General features: G+C 37.9%; 17 protein-coding genes. 9 read left to right on the forward strand and 8 right to left on the reverse strand.

From position 1 onward, the window contains the following. Window positions 1–521: 521 nt before the first annotated feature. On the reverse strand, window positions 522–2,480 hold the full coding sequence (gene gyrB / locus AW17_RS20770) for a DNA topoisomerase (ATP-hydrolyzing) subunit B (RefSeq protein ID WP_029279682.1): 1,959 nt from the start codon (window positions 2,478–2,480) through the stop codon (window positions 522–524). A gap of 1,319 nt (window positions 2,481–3,799) precedes the next feature. Between gyrB and AW17_RS20775 the strand changes: the two genes are divergently transcribed. Together AW17_RS20775 and AW17_RS20780 are read left to right on the forward strand one after the other, a co-directional pair. Further along, window positions 3,800–4,399, forward strand: a complete 600-nt coding sequence (locus tag AW17_RS20775; RefSeq protein ID WP_029279685.1) for an OmpH/Skp family outer membrane protein — start codon at window positions 3,800–3,802, stop codon at window positions 4,397–4,399. An 83-nt stretch (window positions 4,400–4,482) separates the two neighbouring features. Continuing rightward, the gene (locus AW17_RS20780) at window positions 4,483–4,959 is read left to right on the forward strand and encodes a nucleoside deaminase (protein ID WP_029279686.1); all 477 of its coding nucleotides are present in this window, start codon (window positions 4,483–4,485) and stop codon (window positions 4,957–4,959) included. Window positions 4,960–5,009: 50 nt separating this feature from the next. Here AW17_RS20780 and AW17_RS20785 read toward each other — a convergent pair whose 3' ends face one another. Continuing rightward, on the reverse strand, window positions 5,010–5,282 hold the full coding sequence (locus AW17_RS20785) for a TlpA family protein disulfide reductase (RefSeq protein ID WP_055726111.1): 273 nt from the start codon (window positions 5,280–5,282) through the stop codon (window positions 5,010–5,012). A gap of 109 nt (window positions 5,283–5,391) precedes the next feature. On the opposite strand from AW17_RS20785, the gene AW17_RS20790 reads away from it, so the two are divergent. Continuing rightward, window positions 5,392–6,162 carry an EcsC family protein gene (locus AW17_RS20790; RefSeq protein WP_036670566.1) on the forward strand — a complete coding sequence of 257 codons (771 nt, stop codon included), beginning with the start codon at window positions 5,392–5,394 and terminating at the stop codon, window positions 6,160–6,162. Here the strand turns inward: AW17_RS20790 and AW17_RS20795 are convergent, their stop codons facing one another. Then, window positions 6,163–6,564 (reverse strand): RNA-binding S4 domain-containing protein, encoded by a 402-nt coding sequence (locus AW17_RS20795; protein ID WP_029279693.1) that lies wholly within the window; start codon window positions 6,562–6,564, stop codon window positions 6,163–6,165. A 227-nt stretch (window positions 6,565–6,791) separates the two neighbouring features. Here AW17_RS20795 and AW17_RS20800 point away from each other — a divergent pair, with 227 nt between their 5' ends. Both AW17_RS20800 and AW17_RS20805 read left to right on the forward strand, forming a co-directional pair. After that, window positions 6,792–7,610, forward strand: coding sequence for a 2,3,4,5-tetrahydropyridine-2,6-dicarboxylate N-succinyltransferase (locus tag AW17_RS20800; protein ID WP_029279695.1), 819 nt, complete (start codon window positions 6,792–6,794; stop codon window positions 7,608–7,610). Window positions 7,611–7,688: 78 nt separating this feature from the next. Further along, a complete protein-coding gene (locus AW17_RS20805) occupies window positions 7,689–8,798 on the forward strand; it encodes a glycosyltransferase family 4 protein (protein WP_029279697.1) in 1,110 nt (369 codons plus the stop codon). Window positions 8,799–9,281: 483 nt separating this feature from the next. Here AW17_RS20805 and AW17_RS20810 read toward each other — a convergent pair whose 3' ends face one another. Beyond that, window positions 9,282–9,836: a DUF4136 domain-containing protein gene (locus AW17_RS20810; protein ID WP_029279698.1), complete on the reverse strand. Its 555-nt coding sequence runs from the start codon at window positions 9,834–9,836 to the stop codon at window positions 9,282–9,284. A 301-nt stretch (window positions 9,837–10,137) separates the two neighbouring features. Here AW17_RS20810 and AW17_RS20815 point away from each other — a divergent pair, with 301 nt between their 5' ends. The 4 genes from AW17_RS20815 to miaA all read left to right on the forward strand — a co-directional run bounded on the left by AW17_RS20815 (window position 10,138) and on the right by miaA (window position 13,999). Continuing rightward, window positions 10,138–10,704 (forward strand): L-threonylcarbamoyladenylate synthase, encoded by a 567-nt coding sequence (locus AW17_RS20815; RefSeq protein WP_029279700.1) that lies wholly within the window; start codon window positions 10,138–10,140, stop codon window positions 10,702–10,704. A gap of 102 nt (window positions 10,705–10,806) precedes the next feature. Next, on the forward strand, window positions 10,807–12,213 hold the full coding sequence (locus AW17_RS20820; protein WP_029279702.1) for a CCA tRNA nucleotidyltransferase: 1,407 nt from the start codon (window positions 10,807–10,809) through the stop codon (window positions 12,211–12,213). 99 nt (window positions 12,214–12,312) lie between these two features. Continuing rightward, a complete protein-coding gene (locus AW17_RS20825; RefSeq protein ID WP_029279704.1) occupies window positions 12,313–12,960 on the forward strand; it encodes an IS1096 element passenger TnpR family protein in 648 nt (215 codons plus the stop codon). Between the two features lie 109 nt (window positions 12,961–13,069). After that, complete coding sequence (miaA, locus tag AW17_RS20830; RefSeq protein ID WP_029279706.1) at window positions 13,070–13,999, forward strand: tRNA (adenosine(37)-N6)-dimethylallyltransferase MiaA; 930 nt, start codon at window positions 13,070–13,072, stop codon at window positions 13,997–13,999. Window positions 14,000–14,052: 53 nt separating this feature from the next. Here the strand turns inward: miaA and AW17_RS20835 are convergent, their stop codons facing one another. The 4 genes from AW17_RS20835 to AW17_RS20850 form a co-directional block, all read right to left on the reverse strand. Further along, window positions 14,053–15,357 (reverse strand): SGNH/GDSL hydrolase family protein, encoded by a 1,305-nt coding sequence (locus tag AW17_RS20835; protein ID WP_029279708.1) that lies wholly within the window; start codon window positions 15,355–15,357, stop codon window positions 14,053–14,055. A gap of 11 nt (window positions 15,358–15,368) precedes the next feature. Next, a complete protein-coding gene (locus AW17_RS20840; protein WP_029279710.1) occupies window positions 15,369–16,592 on the reverse strand; it encodes an OmpP1/FadL family transporter in 1,224 nt (407 codons plus the stop codon). A gap of 76 nt (window positions 16,593–16,668) precedes the next feature. After that, window positions 16,669–16,980, reverse strand: coding sequence for a DUF3467 domain-containing protein (locus AW17_RS20845; RefSeq protein WP_029279713.1), 312 nt, complete (start codon window positions 16,978–16,980; stop codon window positions 16,669–16,671). A 236-nt stretch (window positions 16,981–17,216) separates the two neighbouring features. Next, on the reverse strand, window positions 17,217–18,200 hold the full coding sequence (locus AW17_RS20850) for a DUF4091 domain-containing protein (RefSeq protein WP_051692012.1): 984 nt from the start codon (window positions 18,198–18,200) through the stop codon (window positions 17,217–17,219). Between the last annotated feature and the right edge of the window lie 245 nt (window positions 18,201–18,445).

Consider the following 18,445-nt stretch of genomic DNA (forward strand, 5'->3'; position numbering starts at 1 on the left):
TCGTCATTGCGAGAAGGCTTTTTCAGCCGACGAAGCAATCTTTATAACAGGATCCCTGGCATGAAAGATTGCTTCGTCCTTCCTCCTCGCAATGACGACACCTCCATTATAATCTGTCAGCCTGAGCACAGTCAAAGAACGCTTAAAATTATTTACGAGGCTGTCTCAAAATAAACGAGACAGCCTCTTGTTTTTTCCCTTGGCTTCCTTAGATTTTGGAAGTTTTTTAGGTGAAGTCAGCTGTTTCCATCTGACTTATGACAATTAAAATTCATCCAAACTAGAAAAATTCAATATGGTGTAAGATGGTAACATCTTACACCACGATAAATATTCTATTTCTTGTGTAGTCAGATGTTACCATCTGACTCATAACAACTAAATTAATTCACCGAAAAAATTCAATGCAGTGTAAGATGGCAACATCTTACACCACAATAAAAACAAAACCCTCTTCAAGATTTAACTTGAAGAGGGTTATATATTTCGCTTTCAGCTTTTTCTTTGAGCTTCCAGCTCAATTAAGCATCAATTTTCGCATATTTTGCATTACGTTCAATAAACTCTCTACGTGGAGCAACTTCATCGCCCATCAACATAGAGAAAGTATGATCGCATTCTGCAGCACTTTCAATAGTAGCCTGTAATAAAGTACGTGTAGCTGGATTCAATGTGGTATCCCAAAGTTGTTCTGCGTTCATCTCACCCAAACCTTTGTAACGTTGAATGTGTACGCTGTCTTCTTTACCATTACCTTTAATACGTTGTACAGCTGCATCGCGTTGTACATCATTCCAGCAATATTCAAAATCTTTACCTTTTTTAACCTGGTAAAGCGGTGGCGATGCAATGTAAACATAACCTGCTTCAATTAATGCCCTCATATAACGGTAGAAGAATGTTAAAATCAAAGTGGTAATGTGAGAACCATCAATATCCGCATCCGTCATAATTACGATCTTGTGGTAACGTAATTTTGTTAGGTTTAATGCTTTATCGTCTTCTGGTGTACCAATACTCACACCGATAGCGGTAAACATGTTCTTGATCTCATCATTCTCATAGATTTTGTGCTCCATTGCTTTTTCTACATTCAAGATTTTACCTTTTAGTGGTAAAATAGCCTGAATGTTTCGATCACGACCTTGTTTAGCGGTACCACCCGCCGAGTCACCCTCTACCAGATAAATTTCACATTTTTCAGGATCACTGTCTGAGCAATCGGCCAATTTACCTGGTAAACCAGAACCACCCATTACACTCTTACGTTGAACCATCTCACGCGCCTTACGTGCTGCAGCACGGGCCGTAGCAGCTAAGATCACTTTGTTAACGATCATTTTAGCCTCTTTCGGATTTTCTTCCAAATAAGCACCTAAAGCTTCACCAACAGCAATATCAACCGCACCCATTACCTCGGTATTACCCAATTTGGTTTTGGTTTGGCCTTCAAATTGAGGTTCTTGTACCTTAACCGAAACCACAGCTGTTAAACCTTCTCTAAAGTCATCACCAGTGATTTCCATTTTCAGGTTTTTCAATAAGCCAGATTTATCGGCGTAACTTTTCAGCGTACGTGTTAAACCTCTACGGAAACCTGCAATGTGTGTACCTCCTTCGTGTGTGTTGATGTTGTTTACATACGAGTGCACATTTTCTGAGTAGCTATCGTTGTACTGAAAAGCCAACTCAACCGGAACGCCATTTTTAATACCATCGATATAAATCGGTTCTGGTAAAAAAGATGCACGTGTTCCATCTAAAAATGTAACAAACTCTTTTAAGCCACCTTCTGATTCAAAAACTTCTGATAAAAAAGTACCATCATCCAATTTCTCACGCTCATCAGTTAGGGTTAATCTAATTCCTTTATTCAGGAAAGCCAACTCACGCAAACGACCAGCTAAAGTATCGTATTTATATTCAGTAGTTTGTGTAAAAATGGTAGCATCCGGACTAAAAGTTACGATGGTACCGCGTTTATCTGTTTCACCAACTTCTTTAACATCGTATAAAGGTTTACCGATGTTATATTCCTGCATCCATATTTTACCTTCGCGGTGAACTTCGGCTTTTAGATGTGTCGATAAAGCGTTAACGCAACTTACCCCCACACCGTGCAAACCTCCAGATACTTTGTAGGTATCTTTATCAAATTTACCACCTGCGTGCAAAACCGTCATTACGATTTCAAGCGCCGATTTATTTTCTTTTGTATTGATCCCGGTTGGAATACCACGACCGTTATCTTCAACCCTGATGGAGTTACCTTCTAAAATTCTAACGTCGATTGTATCAGCATGACCGGCCAAAGCCTCATCAATTGAGTTATCTACAACCTCGTAAACCAAATGGTGTAAACCTTTTACACCAGTATCACCTATATACATTGAAGGGCGCTTACGCACCGCTTCTAAACCTTCTAAAACCTGTATATTATCTGCCGAATAATTTGACTTTAAATCCTGTTCTTCGCTCATATTTTAATTAAAAACAATAAGTATCAAAAATACGGAAATTTTGGCATTTAAACTAATATGTGGATAAATTTTGAGCTGTTAAGAGATTACAGTTAAAGCGATTAAAACAGGTTTAAATCAGGTTTTGGAAAGCAAAACCAGCATTCCAATCCATGTCTCTTCCCGCTTTCCATTATAAGTCCCGCAGAAGAAGCGGGAGCTGTCCATTTCAATCGGGTTTAGGTGGCCACAACCTGCAAATATTATAGGATTATCGCACCAGCCCACCAAACATTCCGACGGAACGAAAACGCCAATTATTCAATTGGCTACCCACGAAACGTCCCTAAGGGGACGCTAAAGATTAAGATTTCTAAATCGCAAACCCTTCCAGAGGAACGCCTCATACCTCATTTTTAAGTCTCCCATGGACATTAAGAGTTTAAATCAGGTTTTGGAAAGCAAAACCTACATTCCAATCCATGTCTCTTCCCGCTTTCCATTATAAGTCCCGCAGAAGAAGCGGGAGCTTTCCATTTCAATCGGGTTTAGGTGGCCACAACCTGCAAATATTATAGGATTATCGCACCAGCCCACCAAACGTTCCGACGGAACGAAAACGCCAATTATTCAATTGGCTACCCACGAAACGTCCCTAAGGGGACGCTAAGGATTAAGATTTCTAAATCGCAAACCCTTCCAGAGGAACGCCTCATACCTCATTTTTAAGTCTCCCATGGATTTTAAGAGTTAACATTTCTAATCCGACAACCCGTTCCAGTAGAACGCCCAATGTCATTAAGTTAAGAGTTTTTAACCACAGATGGACACAGATAAACACGGATTTCATATCTGTGTGCATCCTTTCTATCTGTGGTTAAATTATTTTTGCTTGTGCCGAATGCCCTAACTTAATGACATTGGTGGAACGCCTCGCACCTCATTCCGACAATCCGTTCCAGAAGAACGCCTCATGGGTAGAAAAAAAATGAAACATTTTTTCGTTCCGTAGGAACGTTTGGTGTTATGAAATTTGCTATTGCCACCCAGCGACCCCAAATAGCCATTACTAGCCGTGCCACCTAAACCCGATGGCAGCGGGCATGAAATAAAGCGGACAGCGGGACGAACAACGATTTGAACTACTGACCTTGCTTTTCAAATCACCACTTATCATATTGCGCGGTTAGTGGTAGGCGCTTAGCGTTTAGTAAATTAAATACTTAACGAACGGCCCAACGCAAAATCTACTTTGCAGCAACTTGTGTTGCGATAGACCTTTCTTTAAATTGGATATAAAAACTAATTTATATAAGTTTGCTAAAATTTATTAAACAAGAATGGAAAGAAGAACCTTTAAAACCTTTGGTTTACTTGCAACAGCAACTTTGATAACTGCTTTCTCTGCATGCCAGAACAAAGACACTAAAACTACAGAAACTAAAAAAACAGAGGGTACTACTGCAGCGGTTTCTCAAACTGAGAAAATTGTGTATGTAAACTCCGACTCGTTACTTACAAAATATGAATACTTCAAAGACCTAAAAGTGAAATTTGAAGGTAAGACCAAAAATGCTCAGGCAGACATGCAAGCTAAAGGTCAGGCTTTTCAAAGAGAAGTTGCACAATACCAGCAATCGGCACAAACTTTATCTGCCGATCAACGTAAAAGCACCGAAGAGCGTTTAGCACGTAAACAACAAGAACTACAAACTTACCAACAAAATGCTGGTGGTGCTTTACAGAATGAGCAAGCTGCTGAGAATGAAAAACTTTATGATAAAGTGGCTGATTACTTAAAAGGTTACGCTAAAGAAAAAGGTTATAAAATGGTTTTGACTTACTCAAAAGGTAACAGCGCTATTTTATTTGCCGACGAAAGTTTAGATGTTACTTCAGAAGTAATTAAAGGCTTAAACGCAGAATACAGCAAAAAATAAGCGAATAGCCATTAAAATATAAATGCCTCGTATAAAATCGGGGCATTTTTTTTGTGCTGTTTTTTATAAAAGATCAAATTAATATGGACAATCAACATCAGGAATATATGCGGATAGCAATCGAGTTATCTGTACAAAATGTAAGCGAAAGCATTGGTGGGCCTTTTGGAGCTGTAGTGGTAAAAGAAGGGAGGTTGATTGCTAAATCGGCAAATAAGGTAACTTCTACCAACGATCCAACTGCGCATGCAGAGGTTTCGGCAATCAGGCTGGCCTGTACCGAATTAAATACTTTCGATTTAAGTGGCTGTGTAATTTATACCAGTTGTGAACCTTGCCCGATGTGTTTAGGCGCCATTTATTGGGCAAGAATTGATACGATTTATTATGCAAATACCAAGGCTGATGCCGAACACATTGGTTTTAGTGATAAATTTATCTACGAAGAGCTAGACAAGCCGATGGAAAACAGAAGCCTGCCGGTTATCCAACTGATGCGAGATGAAGCCCTGGCAGCTTTTAAGCTATGGGAAACCTCACCAATGAGGATAGAATACTAAAACAGAAAAGGTGCCGATGATCAGCACCTTTTCTGTTTGGAAATCATTGTCTATTTGCTCGATTCTTTTCCTGCCAATAAGCCGATCATCGAGTCTATTTCTTTCACCACACCATCGTCAGAGCCAGAAAAACCTACGGCTTTAAACCTGATATTTCCATCCCCATCAATCACAAATTTGGTTGGGATTCCATCAACCTTATAAGCGCTTACTACATCAAATTTGGAAGGGTCTTTTACGTTTTTGGTATCGTAAAGCACATTAAAATTGTACTTTTTTTGCAGTAATAAAATCAGTTGAATGAGGCGTTTTAAGGTTTTCATAATGAAAGGATTAAGTTCATATTTAGGCAACTAAACATATAGTTTATCCTTTATTCTTCAAAGTTATTTCATGTTAAATTTTAAGGAATAATTATTGTAGTCATTAAGTATGACCTACGAACAAAAAATAACGGGTGAATTAGATTTCTGGAAGTTTAAAACCTTACAGAAACCTTCTCTTTTTAATAAGGTAACCGATAAAGTTCAGAAAAAAATTAATAGTTATATCCCTGATAAGGTTCATAACGCGATCACATCCGCCATTAAACAGATGGTTAAGGCTGTGCTTTTTGGTTCAACATTTACCACATCTAAACCAAATACCGATTTAACCTTGATGCACCGCGAGGCATTAATTAAGCAAAAGATAGAAAACTATAAAAAAACAGGGGCTGCAGAAGGCGGAATTACAGGTGCAGGAGGTTTTTTAATGAGTCTGGCAGATTTCCCCCTATTGCTGAGCATAAAGATGAAGATGCTTTTTGATATTGCCGCAGTTTACGGATACGATGTTAAAGATTACCGCGAACGTTTATATATTTTACACATCTTCCAGCTGGCCTTTTCAAGCAAAGAAGAAAGCCAGAATATATTTATCAAAATGCAGGATTGGGATGATAAAGCCCATCAATTACCTACCAATATTGATGAATTTGACTGGCTTACCTTCCAACAGCAATACCGCGATTATATTGATTTAGCAAAACTTGCGCAGATGCTTCCATTTGTAGGGGCAGCAGTTGGTGCAGTTGCCAATTATAAATTGATCGAAAAACTGGGCAAAACAGCAATGATGAGTTACCGGATGCGGCATTTCAATTTGCAGTATGCAGTGATCAGTACGCAAACCGAAAACCGTAAATTGCAAACTGAGAACTAACTAATCCTCCTCTTCGAACATTCCTCCTATCAAATCGTCAGTTTCACGTCTGTCTTTTTTAGTCGGGCGGCCAGTACCTCTATCCCGTTTTAGATTTGGCGCGTGAAACATCGATTTAAAAGCATGCGTTTCTTCAACAGGCGTTAAATCTTTATACTTTGTTAAGGCTGTTGGCGAATCTGTTCTGTTGTACGAAAGTTCTACCACTTCGATAATTTTCTTTTCGATCCCTTTTGATACCTGATAAACTTCACCCACTTTCACAATAGCAGAAGGTTTAATATTCTGCCCTTTGAGTTTCACTCTTCCTGCTTTACAGGCATCGGTGGCCAGGCTCCGTGTTTTAAACAACCTGATCGCCCATAAATATTTATCTATTCTAAGTTTTTCTGTCTCTGTCATAAAATTCAAAAATACATAATTTGATTAACTGTTTAAATTGGTTAATCGGTTAATTGTATATGACATATTCCTACAGTTAACCAGTTTAAACACTTAAACAATTAACCTCTTTATGCACAGTTAACCAATTCAAACGATTAACCAGTTAACCCACCCAAAAAACAATTTAAACAATTAACCATTTAATAAGCAAAAATTGATTTATTTTGCGTAAAATTTAAAACATCATGTATTCAGATTTAAAGAAATTAATTGAAGCCGCTTGGGAGGATAGAACCCTTTTAAAATACAGTAACTATTGCGAAGCCATTGAAGCCGTTATTATGGGCCTTGATAAGGGTGAAATCCGTGTTGCTGAGCCAGTTTTAAACTCTTGGGGCATTAATGAATGGGTAAAGAAAGCAGTAATTTTATATTTCCCGATTCGCGAGATGAAAGAAATTAAAAGTGGTCCTTTCGTTTACCACGATAAAATGGATTTAAAAACCGATTATAAAACAACTGGTGTACGTGTTGTGCCTATGGCAAGTGCGCGTTATGGTGCGTTTTTAGCAAAAGGTGTAATCATGATGCCATCGTACGTAAACATTGGCGCTTACGTTGATGAAGGTACTATGGTTGATACCTGGGCTACTGTTGGTTCTTGTGCACAAATTGGTAAACGCGTTCACTTAAGTGGTGGTGTGGGTATCGGTGGTGTTTTAGAGCCTGTACAAGCTGCTCCGGTTATTATCGAAGATGATGCATTTCTAGGCTCTAGAGCAATTGTGGTAGAAGGTGTTAAAGTAGAAAGAGAAGCTGTTTTAGGTGCTAATGTGGTATTAACTGCATCAACTAAAATTATTGATGTTACCGGCCCAACACCAGTAGAATATAAAGGAATTGTTCCTGCACGTTCGGTAGTAATACCAGGAAGCTATTCTAAAAAATTCCCTGCAGGCGAATTCCAGGTACCTTGTGCTTTAATTATTGGTAAACGTAAAGAAAGTACAGATAAGAAAACTTCACTTAACGATGCGTTGAGAGAAAATAACGTAGCAGTATAAATGGTTTAAGGTATAGGGCTTAAGGTGTAAGGTAACACCCAAAGCCTTAAACCTTTTACCTTAAACCTTACACCTCTGATGAAAATTGGATACGATGGCAAGCGTGCTGCCAATAACTTAACAGGATTAGGTAATTACAGCCGGTCTTTAATTGAGCATTTGGCACATCAGTTTCCTCAGCACCAGTATTTGGTGTACGCTCCAAAAGTAAAATCGGCAAAACAGATTGATGCTTTTCTCGCAAATGAAAACATCGAACTGAAGCTTCCAAAAAACGGGCCTTTTTTATGGCGAAGTTTAAATATCCTTAAAGATTTAAATCAAGATGGTTGCCAGATTTATCATGGGCTCAGTCATGAAATTCCATTAGCCATACAACATACCCGGATTAAATCGATCGTTACCATTCATGATTTAATTTTTCTTCGCTTCCCTCAGTATTATAAATTTATAGACCGGAAATTATACGAGTGGAAAAGCAAATCTGCTTGTAAACGGGTCAATAAAATTATCGCCATCAGCGAAAAAACAAAAGAAGACATTATTGATTTATATGGGATCAGTTCTGAAAAAATTGAGGTAATTTACCAAAGCTGTGATGACAGTTTTAAAACACCTTTTGCTAAAGAAACCTTAAGCCGCATTAGGGCAACTTATAAACTGCCCGAAAAATATATCCTAAACGTTGGTACCATTGAAGAGCGTAAAAACCTTAAATTAGCTGTTCAGGCTTTAAAAGAGGTTAATGAGGAGTATAAACTGGTGGTAATAGGTAAACAAACGGCTTATTTTAAAACCGTTGAGAAAGAAATAGAAAAGTTCGGCCTTAAAAACAGAATTCTATTCTTAAAAAATATCCCTTTTGCCGATCTGCCTGGTATTTATCAAATGGCAAGCGTTTTTGTTTATCCTTCCTTTTACGAAGGTTTTGGCATTCCGATTATCGAGGCGCTATATTCTGGGATTCCTGTAGTGGCAGCAACTGGGTCATGCCTGGAAGAAGCTGGCGGCCCAGATAGCTTATACATTTCACCTGATGATGCTAACGGACTTGCAAAAGCCATTAATCAAATTCTTGAAAGACCGCAGCTCCAAAAAGAGATGAAGGAAAAAGGACTGGAATTTGTTCAAAAATTCAACAGCGCTATTGTTACGCAGCAATTAATGGATTGTTACCTATCACTTTAAAAAGTAGCTTTCTATTAGGTTCAGGTCTACAGAAATCCTGTTATTCAGAGCCTATTGAAGAACTCTGTGGTCAAACCAAAATTTTGTCCTTCGACAGGCTATCATTGACAGGTTCCAAAAGAATGGTCGTCATCTCGACTGTAGCGCAGCGAAATGGAGAGATCTTTGTACCAAGTTATTGAATCAAATTTAAAAGATTTCTCCTCCGAAGGAGTTCCTTTGGAACACTGCGGTCGAAATGACGATACTTCGAGGCCATTCACCTTCTTTATCCACCCTTCCAAACCTAGCAGCACAGCCTCTGCTTTTTCAAATAAAACAACCTATCTTTTAGCAAATCAACAGTCCTTTTAGACTCCGACCTTAAGTAACCCAGCTACAAAACATAAAAAGGGCTGGAATTTATTTAAAAATTCAACAGCCCTGTAGCTACTCAGCAATTAAGGAATTGCTATTTAGATCTCTTAACCTAACGGCACAGCTTTATTTAGCAGCGGTAACAGTTGGTGGATATTGTGCCAGTATTTCTTTTACGCCTGTATATAATCGTTCTTCTCTTTTGTTAAAGCTATCGAGGTTAAAACCAGATCCCTGTCCGTGCCAGAATAAAATCTTTTTAGCAGGATCCAAGAAATCGATAATGATTGTACCTTCAATATATTGGTTTACATAGGTTCCACCGCCCCAGAAAGGATTTCCCCAGCCGCCACGCCAGCCCCATCCCCAGCCACCGTAGTAACCTGGACCATAAACATCGGTTTTTTCTCGGGCAACTACCACCAAATTCACCAATAAATCAGGTCGGTCTGATTTGGTAAATCCTTTGGCATTCATTTCAGATTCAACAGCGGCTATTAATCTGCGTTTATCCAGATTATTAAGCTTAACCCTTGCTATGCCTTTATCGTAAAAATTGTAAGTTTTGTAACCGCTTAAATCAACATTTTTATCATAATCTGATGCGGTGCGGAGTGTTGTACATCCTGCTAATGCCAATACCACTGTAAAAAGCATTAATAATTTTTGTGCTGTTCTCATTTTGTGCGTTGTTCTTTAAATAACCTGATTAAATATAACGATTTTGGAAACCAAATGACAAATCATTTAACATTTTTTACAATCAGATTGTTATCGGTAAAACGATTTCTGTTTGATTATGTTTTGACCTTATATCACTCAGACTAAATATTTTACAATTGGATTAAATCGTTGAATCAGTATATAGGCGGGTATTCCATAAGATCTGTTTTACAGCCAGGTGTCAGATAGAAATATCCGACACCACAGGAAATACATATTAAGATTATTTAACTTCCTCTTAATAAATTAACTTTGTAAAATGCTAAGAGACGAGATTAACAAAGCTTTTGAAGTATTAAAATCGGGCGGGGTGATCCTCTACCCTACCGATACCATTTGGGGAATAGGTTGCGATGCCACGAATCCCGAAGCAGTGGATAAAGTGCTTAAAATAAAAAACCGTCCTGCCGAAAAGAGTTTAATCGTATTATTGGATGTAGATAGCAAACTGCAAAGTTATGTTGCCGAAATACCTGATGTGGCTTATGATTTAATTGAATATGCTGAAAATCCTTTAACCATTATCTTCTCTGGCGCAAAAAATTTAGCCCAAAACGTAATCAATGCAGATGGAAGTGTAGGGATCAGAATTGTTAAACACGATTTTTGCACGCCATTAATCCAACGCTTTAGAAAACCTATAGTTTCTACCTCTGCTAATTTAAGCGGACAACCTTCGCCAAAATTCTTTGATGATATAGCCCCTGAAATTATTGATGCTGTTGATTACGTGGTAGACTTTGAGCAGGAAAACCGGACCAACAAAAAGCCATCAACCATTATGAAACTTTCTCCGGGTGGACAGTTTGAGTTTATTCGCAAGTAATTTTATTACTTTTGTAATTCTTATTGTCATCCTGAGGCACGAAGGATCTGTTTCATAGCTCGCAGATGCTTTCTATCTCTGCGTGACAAAATAACAAACTTGATGCAACAACACCTACAAAACCCAATATTTAAAACCTTATCCACAATTGCCGATAAGAACAGTACCGAAGCATATGTAATCGGAGGCTTTGTGCGCGATTTATTTTTAGATCGCCCTTCAAAAGATATTGATGTGGTTGTTGTGGGCAGTGGAATAGAATATGCTGAAGCAGTGGGTAGAAAACTGCACACCAAAGTTGCTGTTTTTAAAAATTTTGGTACAGCAAATATTAAATATCAGGATTTAGAAGTCGAATTTGTAGGCGCCAGAAAAGAATCTTACCGTTCTGATTCACGTAAACCCATTGTTGAAGATGGTACCTTAGAAGATGACCAGCTGCGCAGAGATTTTACCATCAATGCTTTAGCGATCAATTTAAATGCTGATCATTTTGGTGAATTGTTAGATCCGTTTGACGGGATTAAAGATTTAGAAAATAAACTCATTCGTACCCCACTCGATCCTGAAATTACTTTTTCTGACGATCCTTTGCGCATGATGAGGGCAATCCGCTTTGCTTCGCAGCTTAATTTCAACATCGATCCGGCTGCCCTAAATGCCATTAAAACGCAAAAACAGCGCATTACCATTGTATCAAAAGAGCGGATAACAGATGAAATGAATAAAATCATCCTCTCAAAAAAACCTTCTATAGGCTTTAAACATCTTTTTGATACGGGCTTATTGCAGCTCATTTTCCCTCAAATGGCACAGCTTTATGGGGTAGAGATTATTAAAGGAAAAGGACATAAAGACAATTTTTACCATACACTTGAAGTATTAGATAACATTTGCGCAGACACGGATGATTTATGGTTGCGTTGGGCGGCTATCTTACATGATATTGCCAAACCAGCAACTAAACGTTTTGAAGAAGGCCACGGCTGGACATTCCATGGGCATGAAGATAGAGGAGCCAGAATGGTTCCAAAAATATTTGCACAGCTAAAACTACCTTTAAACGAAAAGATGAAGTACGTGCAAAAATTGGTACAACTTCATTTACGTCCGATTGTTCTGGCACAAGAAACCGTTACAGATTCAGCAGTTAGGCGATTACTTTTTGATGCCGGTGAAGAAATTGAAAGTTTAATGCTGCTTTGCAACGCCGATGTAACGACTAAAAACGAATACAAAAAAACAAAATACCGAAACAACTTTGAGCTGGTTAAACAAAAGCTTAAGGATGTAGAAGAACGCGATAAAATTAGAAACTGGCAGCCCCCTATTTCAGGAAACGATATCATGGAAACTTTCGGACTTGATGCAGGAAAAGAGGTTGGTATAATCAAAAATGCCATCCGTGAAGCCATATTAGAGGGCGAGATCACAAACGACTATCACGAAGCATTCAGTTTTATGCTAAATCAGGCAAAACAAATGGGATTAAATCCTGTTAATAAATAGTTTAATTGCTAAAACACTACAATTAGGCTGTCTTTTATGGCGTCTGATATTTGTGGTAATTATAAATTAACTTTATTTTTACGGTTCCAAAACACTATAATGGCTATTTATAAATTTAGAATTACTTTCGAAGATTTTGATGATGTTGTAAGAGAGATCGACATTAAATCAAACCAAACATTTGAAGACCTGCACAAGGCTATTCACAGATCTACGGGTTATAATGCTGAAAAATCTTCCTCTTTTTACGTAAGCACCGATAATTGGTTAAAAGGTGATGAAATTGCTTATTTACCAAGTGAGCGTAAAAAAGACCGTGTAGTTTTAATGGAGAATTCTAAACTAAGTGGTTTTATTGAAGATCCGCATCAAAAGTTTTACTATATCTACAATTTCGATCGCCCTTATGATTTTCATGTAGAGCTGGTAAAAATAATTTTAGATGCCGATCCCAATATAGAATATCCATTTTTAGCTAAAAGCAGTGGTGAGGCACCCAAAATAATGGAGCAAAACAGTCCGCAGGCCGTTGATCCAAGAGGTGCAGCAGCGGCGGCAAGCGAATTTGATTTCTTAAATGAAATGAACTTTGTACCAGAAGACACCGACGAATTGGAAGCCATGGGCGAAATGGGGATCAATACCGAAGAGAGAGAGGAAGATGAAGAAAGCGAAGAAGACGAATTCGGCGACGAATTTTCTGATAGTGATAACTTCGAAGATGATAGCCACAAAGACGACTATTAATTCACCATATCGTCATGCTGCCCAGAACCTTCGGGATCAGCACTAATTGAACGAATTATTATCCATACAAAGTCAGATGTATATATCTGACTTTTTCTTTTAAAATGTTATGCTTACTGTAGATCAAGCTAGTAAAAAATCAAAAACCTTAATTTCTATTGTTGGACCCACCGCAATAGGAAAGACGGCTTTGGCAATACAATTGGCACAACATTTTGATACAGAAATCATTTCTGCCGATTCCCGTCAGTTTTTTAAGGAAATGGCCATAGGAACCGCAAAACCTGATGCAGGCGAGTTAGCAGCGGCAAAACATCACTTTATTGATTCACATTCGGTTTCACAACTGTTCAGCACAGGCGATTTTGAAATAGAAGGGCTAAATACCCTCGATCAAATTTTTAAAAAACACAATCTGGCCATTATGGTTGGAGGTTCAGGTTTATATGTTAATGCCTTAATTAATGGCTTGGATGAAATGCCAGATATTGATTTAGCCATACGTGAAAGGCTCAATAAACAGTTTGAAGAAGAAGGATTATCAAGTATCCAAAAACAGCTGGCAACATTAGATCCTGAATATTTTGCAAAGGTAGATCAACAAAATCCACAAAGAATGATCAGGGGTTTGGAAGTATTTTTATCAACCGGTCAAAAACTTTCATCAATGCTTTCCGCTACAAAAAAGGAAAGACCATTTAACATTATCAAAATAGGCCTCAATACCAATCGTGCTATCCTTTACGACCGAATCAACCGAAGAGTTGATAAAATGATTGCTGATGGTTTAGTAGAAGAGGTGAAATCGCTTATCCCCTTTAAAAAATATAATGCTTTAAACACGGTAGGTTACAGTGAACTGTTCGATTATCTAGACAGAAAATTATCTTTTGAAGATGCCATTTCGGCAATCAAACAAAATACGCGTCGCTTTGCCAAACGCCAACTCACCTGGTTTAGAAGAGATGAAGAGATCAATTGGTTTGAACCTATTGAAAAAGAAAGGGTAATCAATTTTATCCATGATAGGCTAAAATGAAAAAAGGTCCCAACAGCGTTAGAACCTTTTAAAAATATAAAAATCTTTTTGAATTAATTTGGGAATTTCACGCCTCTATATTGCGTAATATCAATGTTTGGTACAGTAGAACCGTATTTAGCATTAATGGCATCTATAAATACATTGGCAATTACTGCATTTCCACGCGGCGTTAAGTGAACGCCATCTAAAGAGAATGCGCCACCGCTAATAAAAGCTGCCTTTAAAGTAATACCCTGCACGTTGACACCATCAGTACTAGCAACCTGATTAAAATAAGCATAAGTATCTGCAATGGCTAAACCTTTGCTTGTGGCTAAAGATTTAATGCTGCTATTATAGCTATTTACATAATCTTTCACTTTAATTACTTCATCCTTATCCAATACCCACTTATTTTCGATTGGATTTAAAGGGTGCAAACCATAAGGAATGCCAGAACCATTTGGTTTTCCAAATATGCCTTCCGATTGAAATGGTAAACGGATTAAATCTTCAGCAGTTGCAGGCCTTACCGAACCTGTTCCTGTTTGAATATAAATAGCTGCTGCTGCAGGATTAATTGCTTTGGCAGCATTTAATAAAGCTGCTACCGTAACCGTATTAAAATAAGGAACAGCAGTTACATCAGGAATAGTACCAACTATACCTTTTTGCCCCCCGGCAGTTAAGGCATTTAAAAAATTAGCATACAAAGAAGAGAAGGTAACCTTATCAGTTAAAGTGGTAGTTGGATCAGTAGATACAGTTACCGCACCATTTAAAGCGTAACCCAATACATCATTATTTCCAAGCCAAAGCGAGAAAAAAGTATGATTTCTTCCTTGAATAAACTGAAAATAATTGGTTTTACCTACCTGAGCATCTGGCAACAAACGCTCGAAATAAGGATTTGCAGCACTGAAAGTAAACGTTGGATCGAAGGCCAGATCAACACGCATTCCAGGTATACCCAAGTTTTGGATTTCGCCATTGTATTTGTCTAAATGCTTCGCTGCATCTCTTATAGCCAGTTTATCAACAACAGGAGTTAAAGTTGGGGTACCATTAACCAGTGCCGTTAAAGAAATATAACCTGAGCCATTTGAATGTTCTTCGCTAAAAAACGGAGAGGTAAATGCCCCACCACCTACAGTAGCCATTTTGGCGGCAATTAAGTTTGGATAAGCAACTTTTTGTCCTTCCAAATATAAACCTCCATCGGCATATCCAGAAGTTAAAGAGTTACCAACAGCAATATATTTACTAAAATTAGCTTGTCCGGCAGTTGTACCTGCAGGCGTTTCTATTTCGGGTTTACAAGCTGCTGCAAAAAGGATGATAGCAGCAACGAAACTATTTAATATATATCTTTTCATTTAAATTTCTCCTACCATTTATAAGTTAATGAAATACCTGGTGCATAAACCAAAGTTTTAAAGGTACCATCAAGGCCCGTTTCAATATTCTTTTGTTTACGCGATTTAACATCTTCAAAAAAGAACGATGCATTAACTTCGAAATGGCGGGTTGGTGTATAACCTAAACCTGCACTTAAAATGTATCGGTCAGCATCAGGAGCTTCAGGTGTTACGTAGCCATCCTGTACCGGCGAGAAAGCATAACCAATACCTGCTCTTAATGCTAATTTCTCTGAGGCCTGGTGGTTAATACCTAATTTAAACGAAGAACCATCACGATAATTGCGCGCTGATTTTGTATCAACGAGCGCAGGTGTATTGGTCGCATAATCAAAAGACAAATCCTGATAAATATGCCATTGTACCCAACTTGCATCAAAAGCTAAAACTGTACTTTTTGACAATGGAATACCTATACCTAAACTTGTGGTAGCTGGTAAGGGTAATTCAGCGTTAAAGGTATTTCCTGCTGGAAAAGATCCTTCTAATGACTTTGGAACCTCAAATTCTGCTGAACCACCATCAAGTTTCGTAATTACCTTCGATTTATGTACGAGTGCGAAAGAGATATTGCTTAATGTTTTGATATATAAACCCGCATTCCATCCATAACCTGTTCCGGTACCATCTAAGGTTGCTTTTCCCGAACGACCGTCAGGAAAATTTACAGGAATAGCCCTTTGAAGATTTACATCGCCATGGTTATAAACAAAACCTGCACCTATACCAATACGATCGGTAATTTTTATACTTAATGTTGGTTGAAAATAGATTGCTTTTAAATTTAATGAGGTTAAAGCATACTTACCAGACCAATTATCGCCCCAATCTACTAAACCGCCAAAAGGCGTATACACCCCTAAGCCTAACTTCCACTTATTTGATTTCGGCCCCCACACCGCATAAAACTCGAAAGGAGGGGCAATTTTGTTCTTCACATCCTCTGTAACATTCGAACCCGTTTGTTTAAAAGCTGATTTAAATAATAATGGGTTTACACCTGCTGAAACTGAGTTTTTCTCTAAGAAAGTTACTGCACCGGGATTATAAAATACGGAAGCCTCGTCTAAAGCCAATGCAGAACCTGCACCTGCCATACCAATTTGTTTCTGTCCTTGTAAATTAACCTGAAAACCCTGCCCCAAAACCCAAAGTGGGGCAGAAAGTAATGCGCTCAATAAAAATTTTTTCATCTATAAATGGTTATACACAAATATATACTATGCTAACATAGCAAACAAATATTTGTTTGTAAGATTTTGAATAGTCTTACGCTTGAGCGGTTGGCCCGCCGAAGCCCATAGGAAAAGGTGGTTCTTCTTGAGTTTTAATACGCCCGTTTACGGCTTCGAATTTCTGAATATTATCTTCCAATGCTGATAATAAGCGCTTTGCGTGTTCTGGAGTTAAGATAATTCTTGATTTAACTTTTGCCTTCGGAATTCCCGGCATTACACGGATAAAATCTAATACAAATTCTGTATTAGAGTGGGTAATGATAGCTAAGTTAGAAAAAATTCCTTCAGCGATTTCTTCCGATAACTCTATATTTAATTGATTCTCGTTTTGTTGTTCTTCCATAATAGCTCAAAAATAAAAAATTCCATTGCTTAAGCGGAATTTAAAACATAATGTTTGAAATAAAATTAAATTTTATAGCGCTTTAAAGAGTTATTTTTCTAAAAAGTCAATTCTGCACTAGCTAATGTTTTTTTATTACCTGCAATAGCCGTTGCTTTTACTTGTATATATTTTGCCGAAATTCACAATGCACCAGGCAGATCATCAACCCCACAAAAAGCATTTGGCTTCATCTATTATTTGTTTAGCAGCGGTTTTACGCGTTTTAAAATTTCATCAGCAGTAACCGTTGATAAAGATTTTAAGTTGAAATTTTCTAAAGCTTTATTCAATTCCTCAAGTGCTGTTGTATTCTTATTTTTGGTATAAAGCGCCTGGAGTTGCTTAATTTTCTCAAAATCCTGTCCACCTTCAATCAATTTTTCAAACCTGACCGATGTTAATGGTCCAGGATAAACCTGATAAGTATCGCCAGCGGGCCAAGTTGTAAAACGCGTATCGGTTAAAGGATTTTTGGTCCAGCTGTTATATGCCCAATGCAAATAACCGTCCATGTTTTTATTGGCGGTATACCAGCCCATCCATACCTGTTCTGCAGGCGAAGAGAAACTGAATGCATTTGGGTAGGGTTCGGCACAGCAAGTATACCAGGTGCTGGTTTTACCTTGCTCGTTACGTTTTTGTAACACATCAGCCGGGAATTCCCATTTTGAAGCAATGCAATAATTATCAATATCTTTTTCGATTTCCTGATGGTATTCGCCAGCTAAAGCGAGTTTCCACTTCGGATCAACACTTTTTAATAGTTTAATTACAGCCTGCATAGCTTTCATCGGGCGCTCATCCATAGCGATATATGTCTTCTCGAACCAGTTCTTAGCTTTTAAATGTTTGGTGAAATCGGTAAGCATGTTCTTCCAAAATGCATCATAAGCAGGTGTTCCAATAGCTTCTGTAAAAACAACCTCTTTTTGTGCAGTTTCATCCCAATAGGTAAAAGCAATTTTCCACGGCACCATACTGTAGCAATTAATGCGTTGATTTATGCCAGTGGTCATTACAAAAGCAATGTATCTATCAAGTAGGATATAATCGTAAAGCCAACTGCCATCTTTTTTCTTTATCCATTTGATTAAACTTGGATAATCATCGTAGGTTTGATGTCCCCAGGGTTCGTTTACAATATTTGCCGTAATTGTTTTCTGTCCGGCATTGGCCAACCTGAGCTGCGCTTGTTAAACCCAAGCCCATAATTAATATCACAGATAAAAACTTCATAAACCTAAGTTAATCAAACCTATTAACCTGAGTTCGATAATTATTTGCTGAAAATTATATCTTATTTACGCCTAATCCCGCTTTATCGTCCTGCTGAATTTATTTCAGCATCTTTTTAGCGTGAAAGACCCTGAAATAAATTCAGGGTGACGACCGTCTTAACAGAAAACTTGATTAAAACGCCACA

It is taken from the genome of Pedobacter borealis DSM 19626, from assembly GCF_000708285.2.
Taxonomy (GTDB): domain Bacteria; phylum Bacteroidota; class Bacteroidia; order Sphingobacteriales; family Sphingobacteriaceae; genus Pedobacter; species Pedobacter borealis.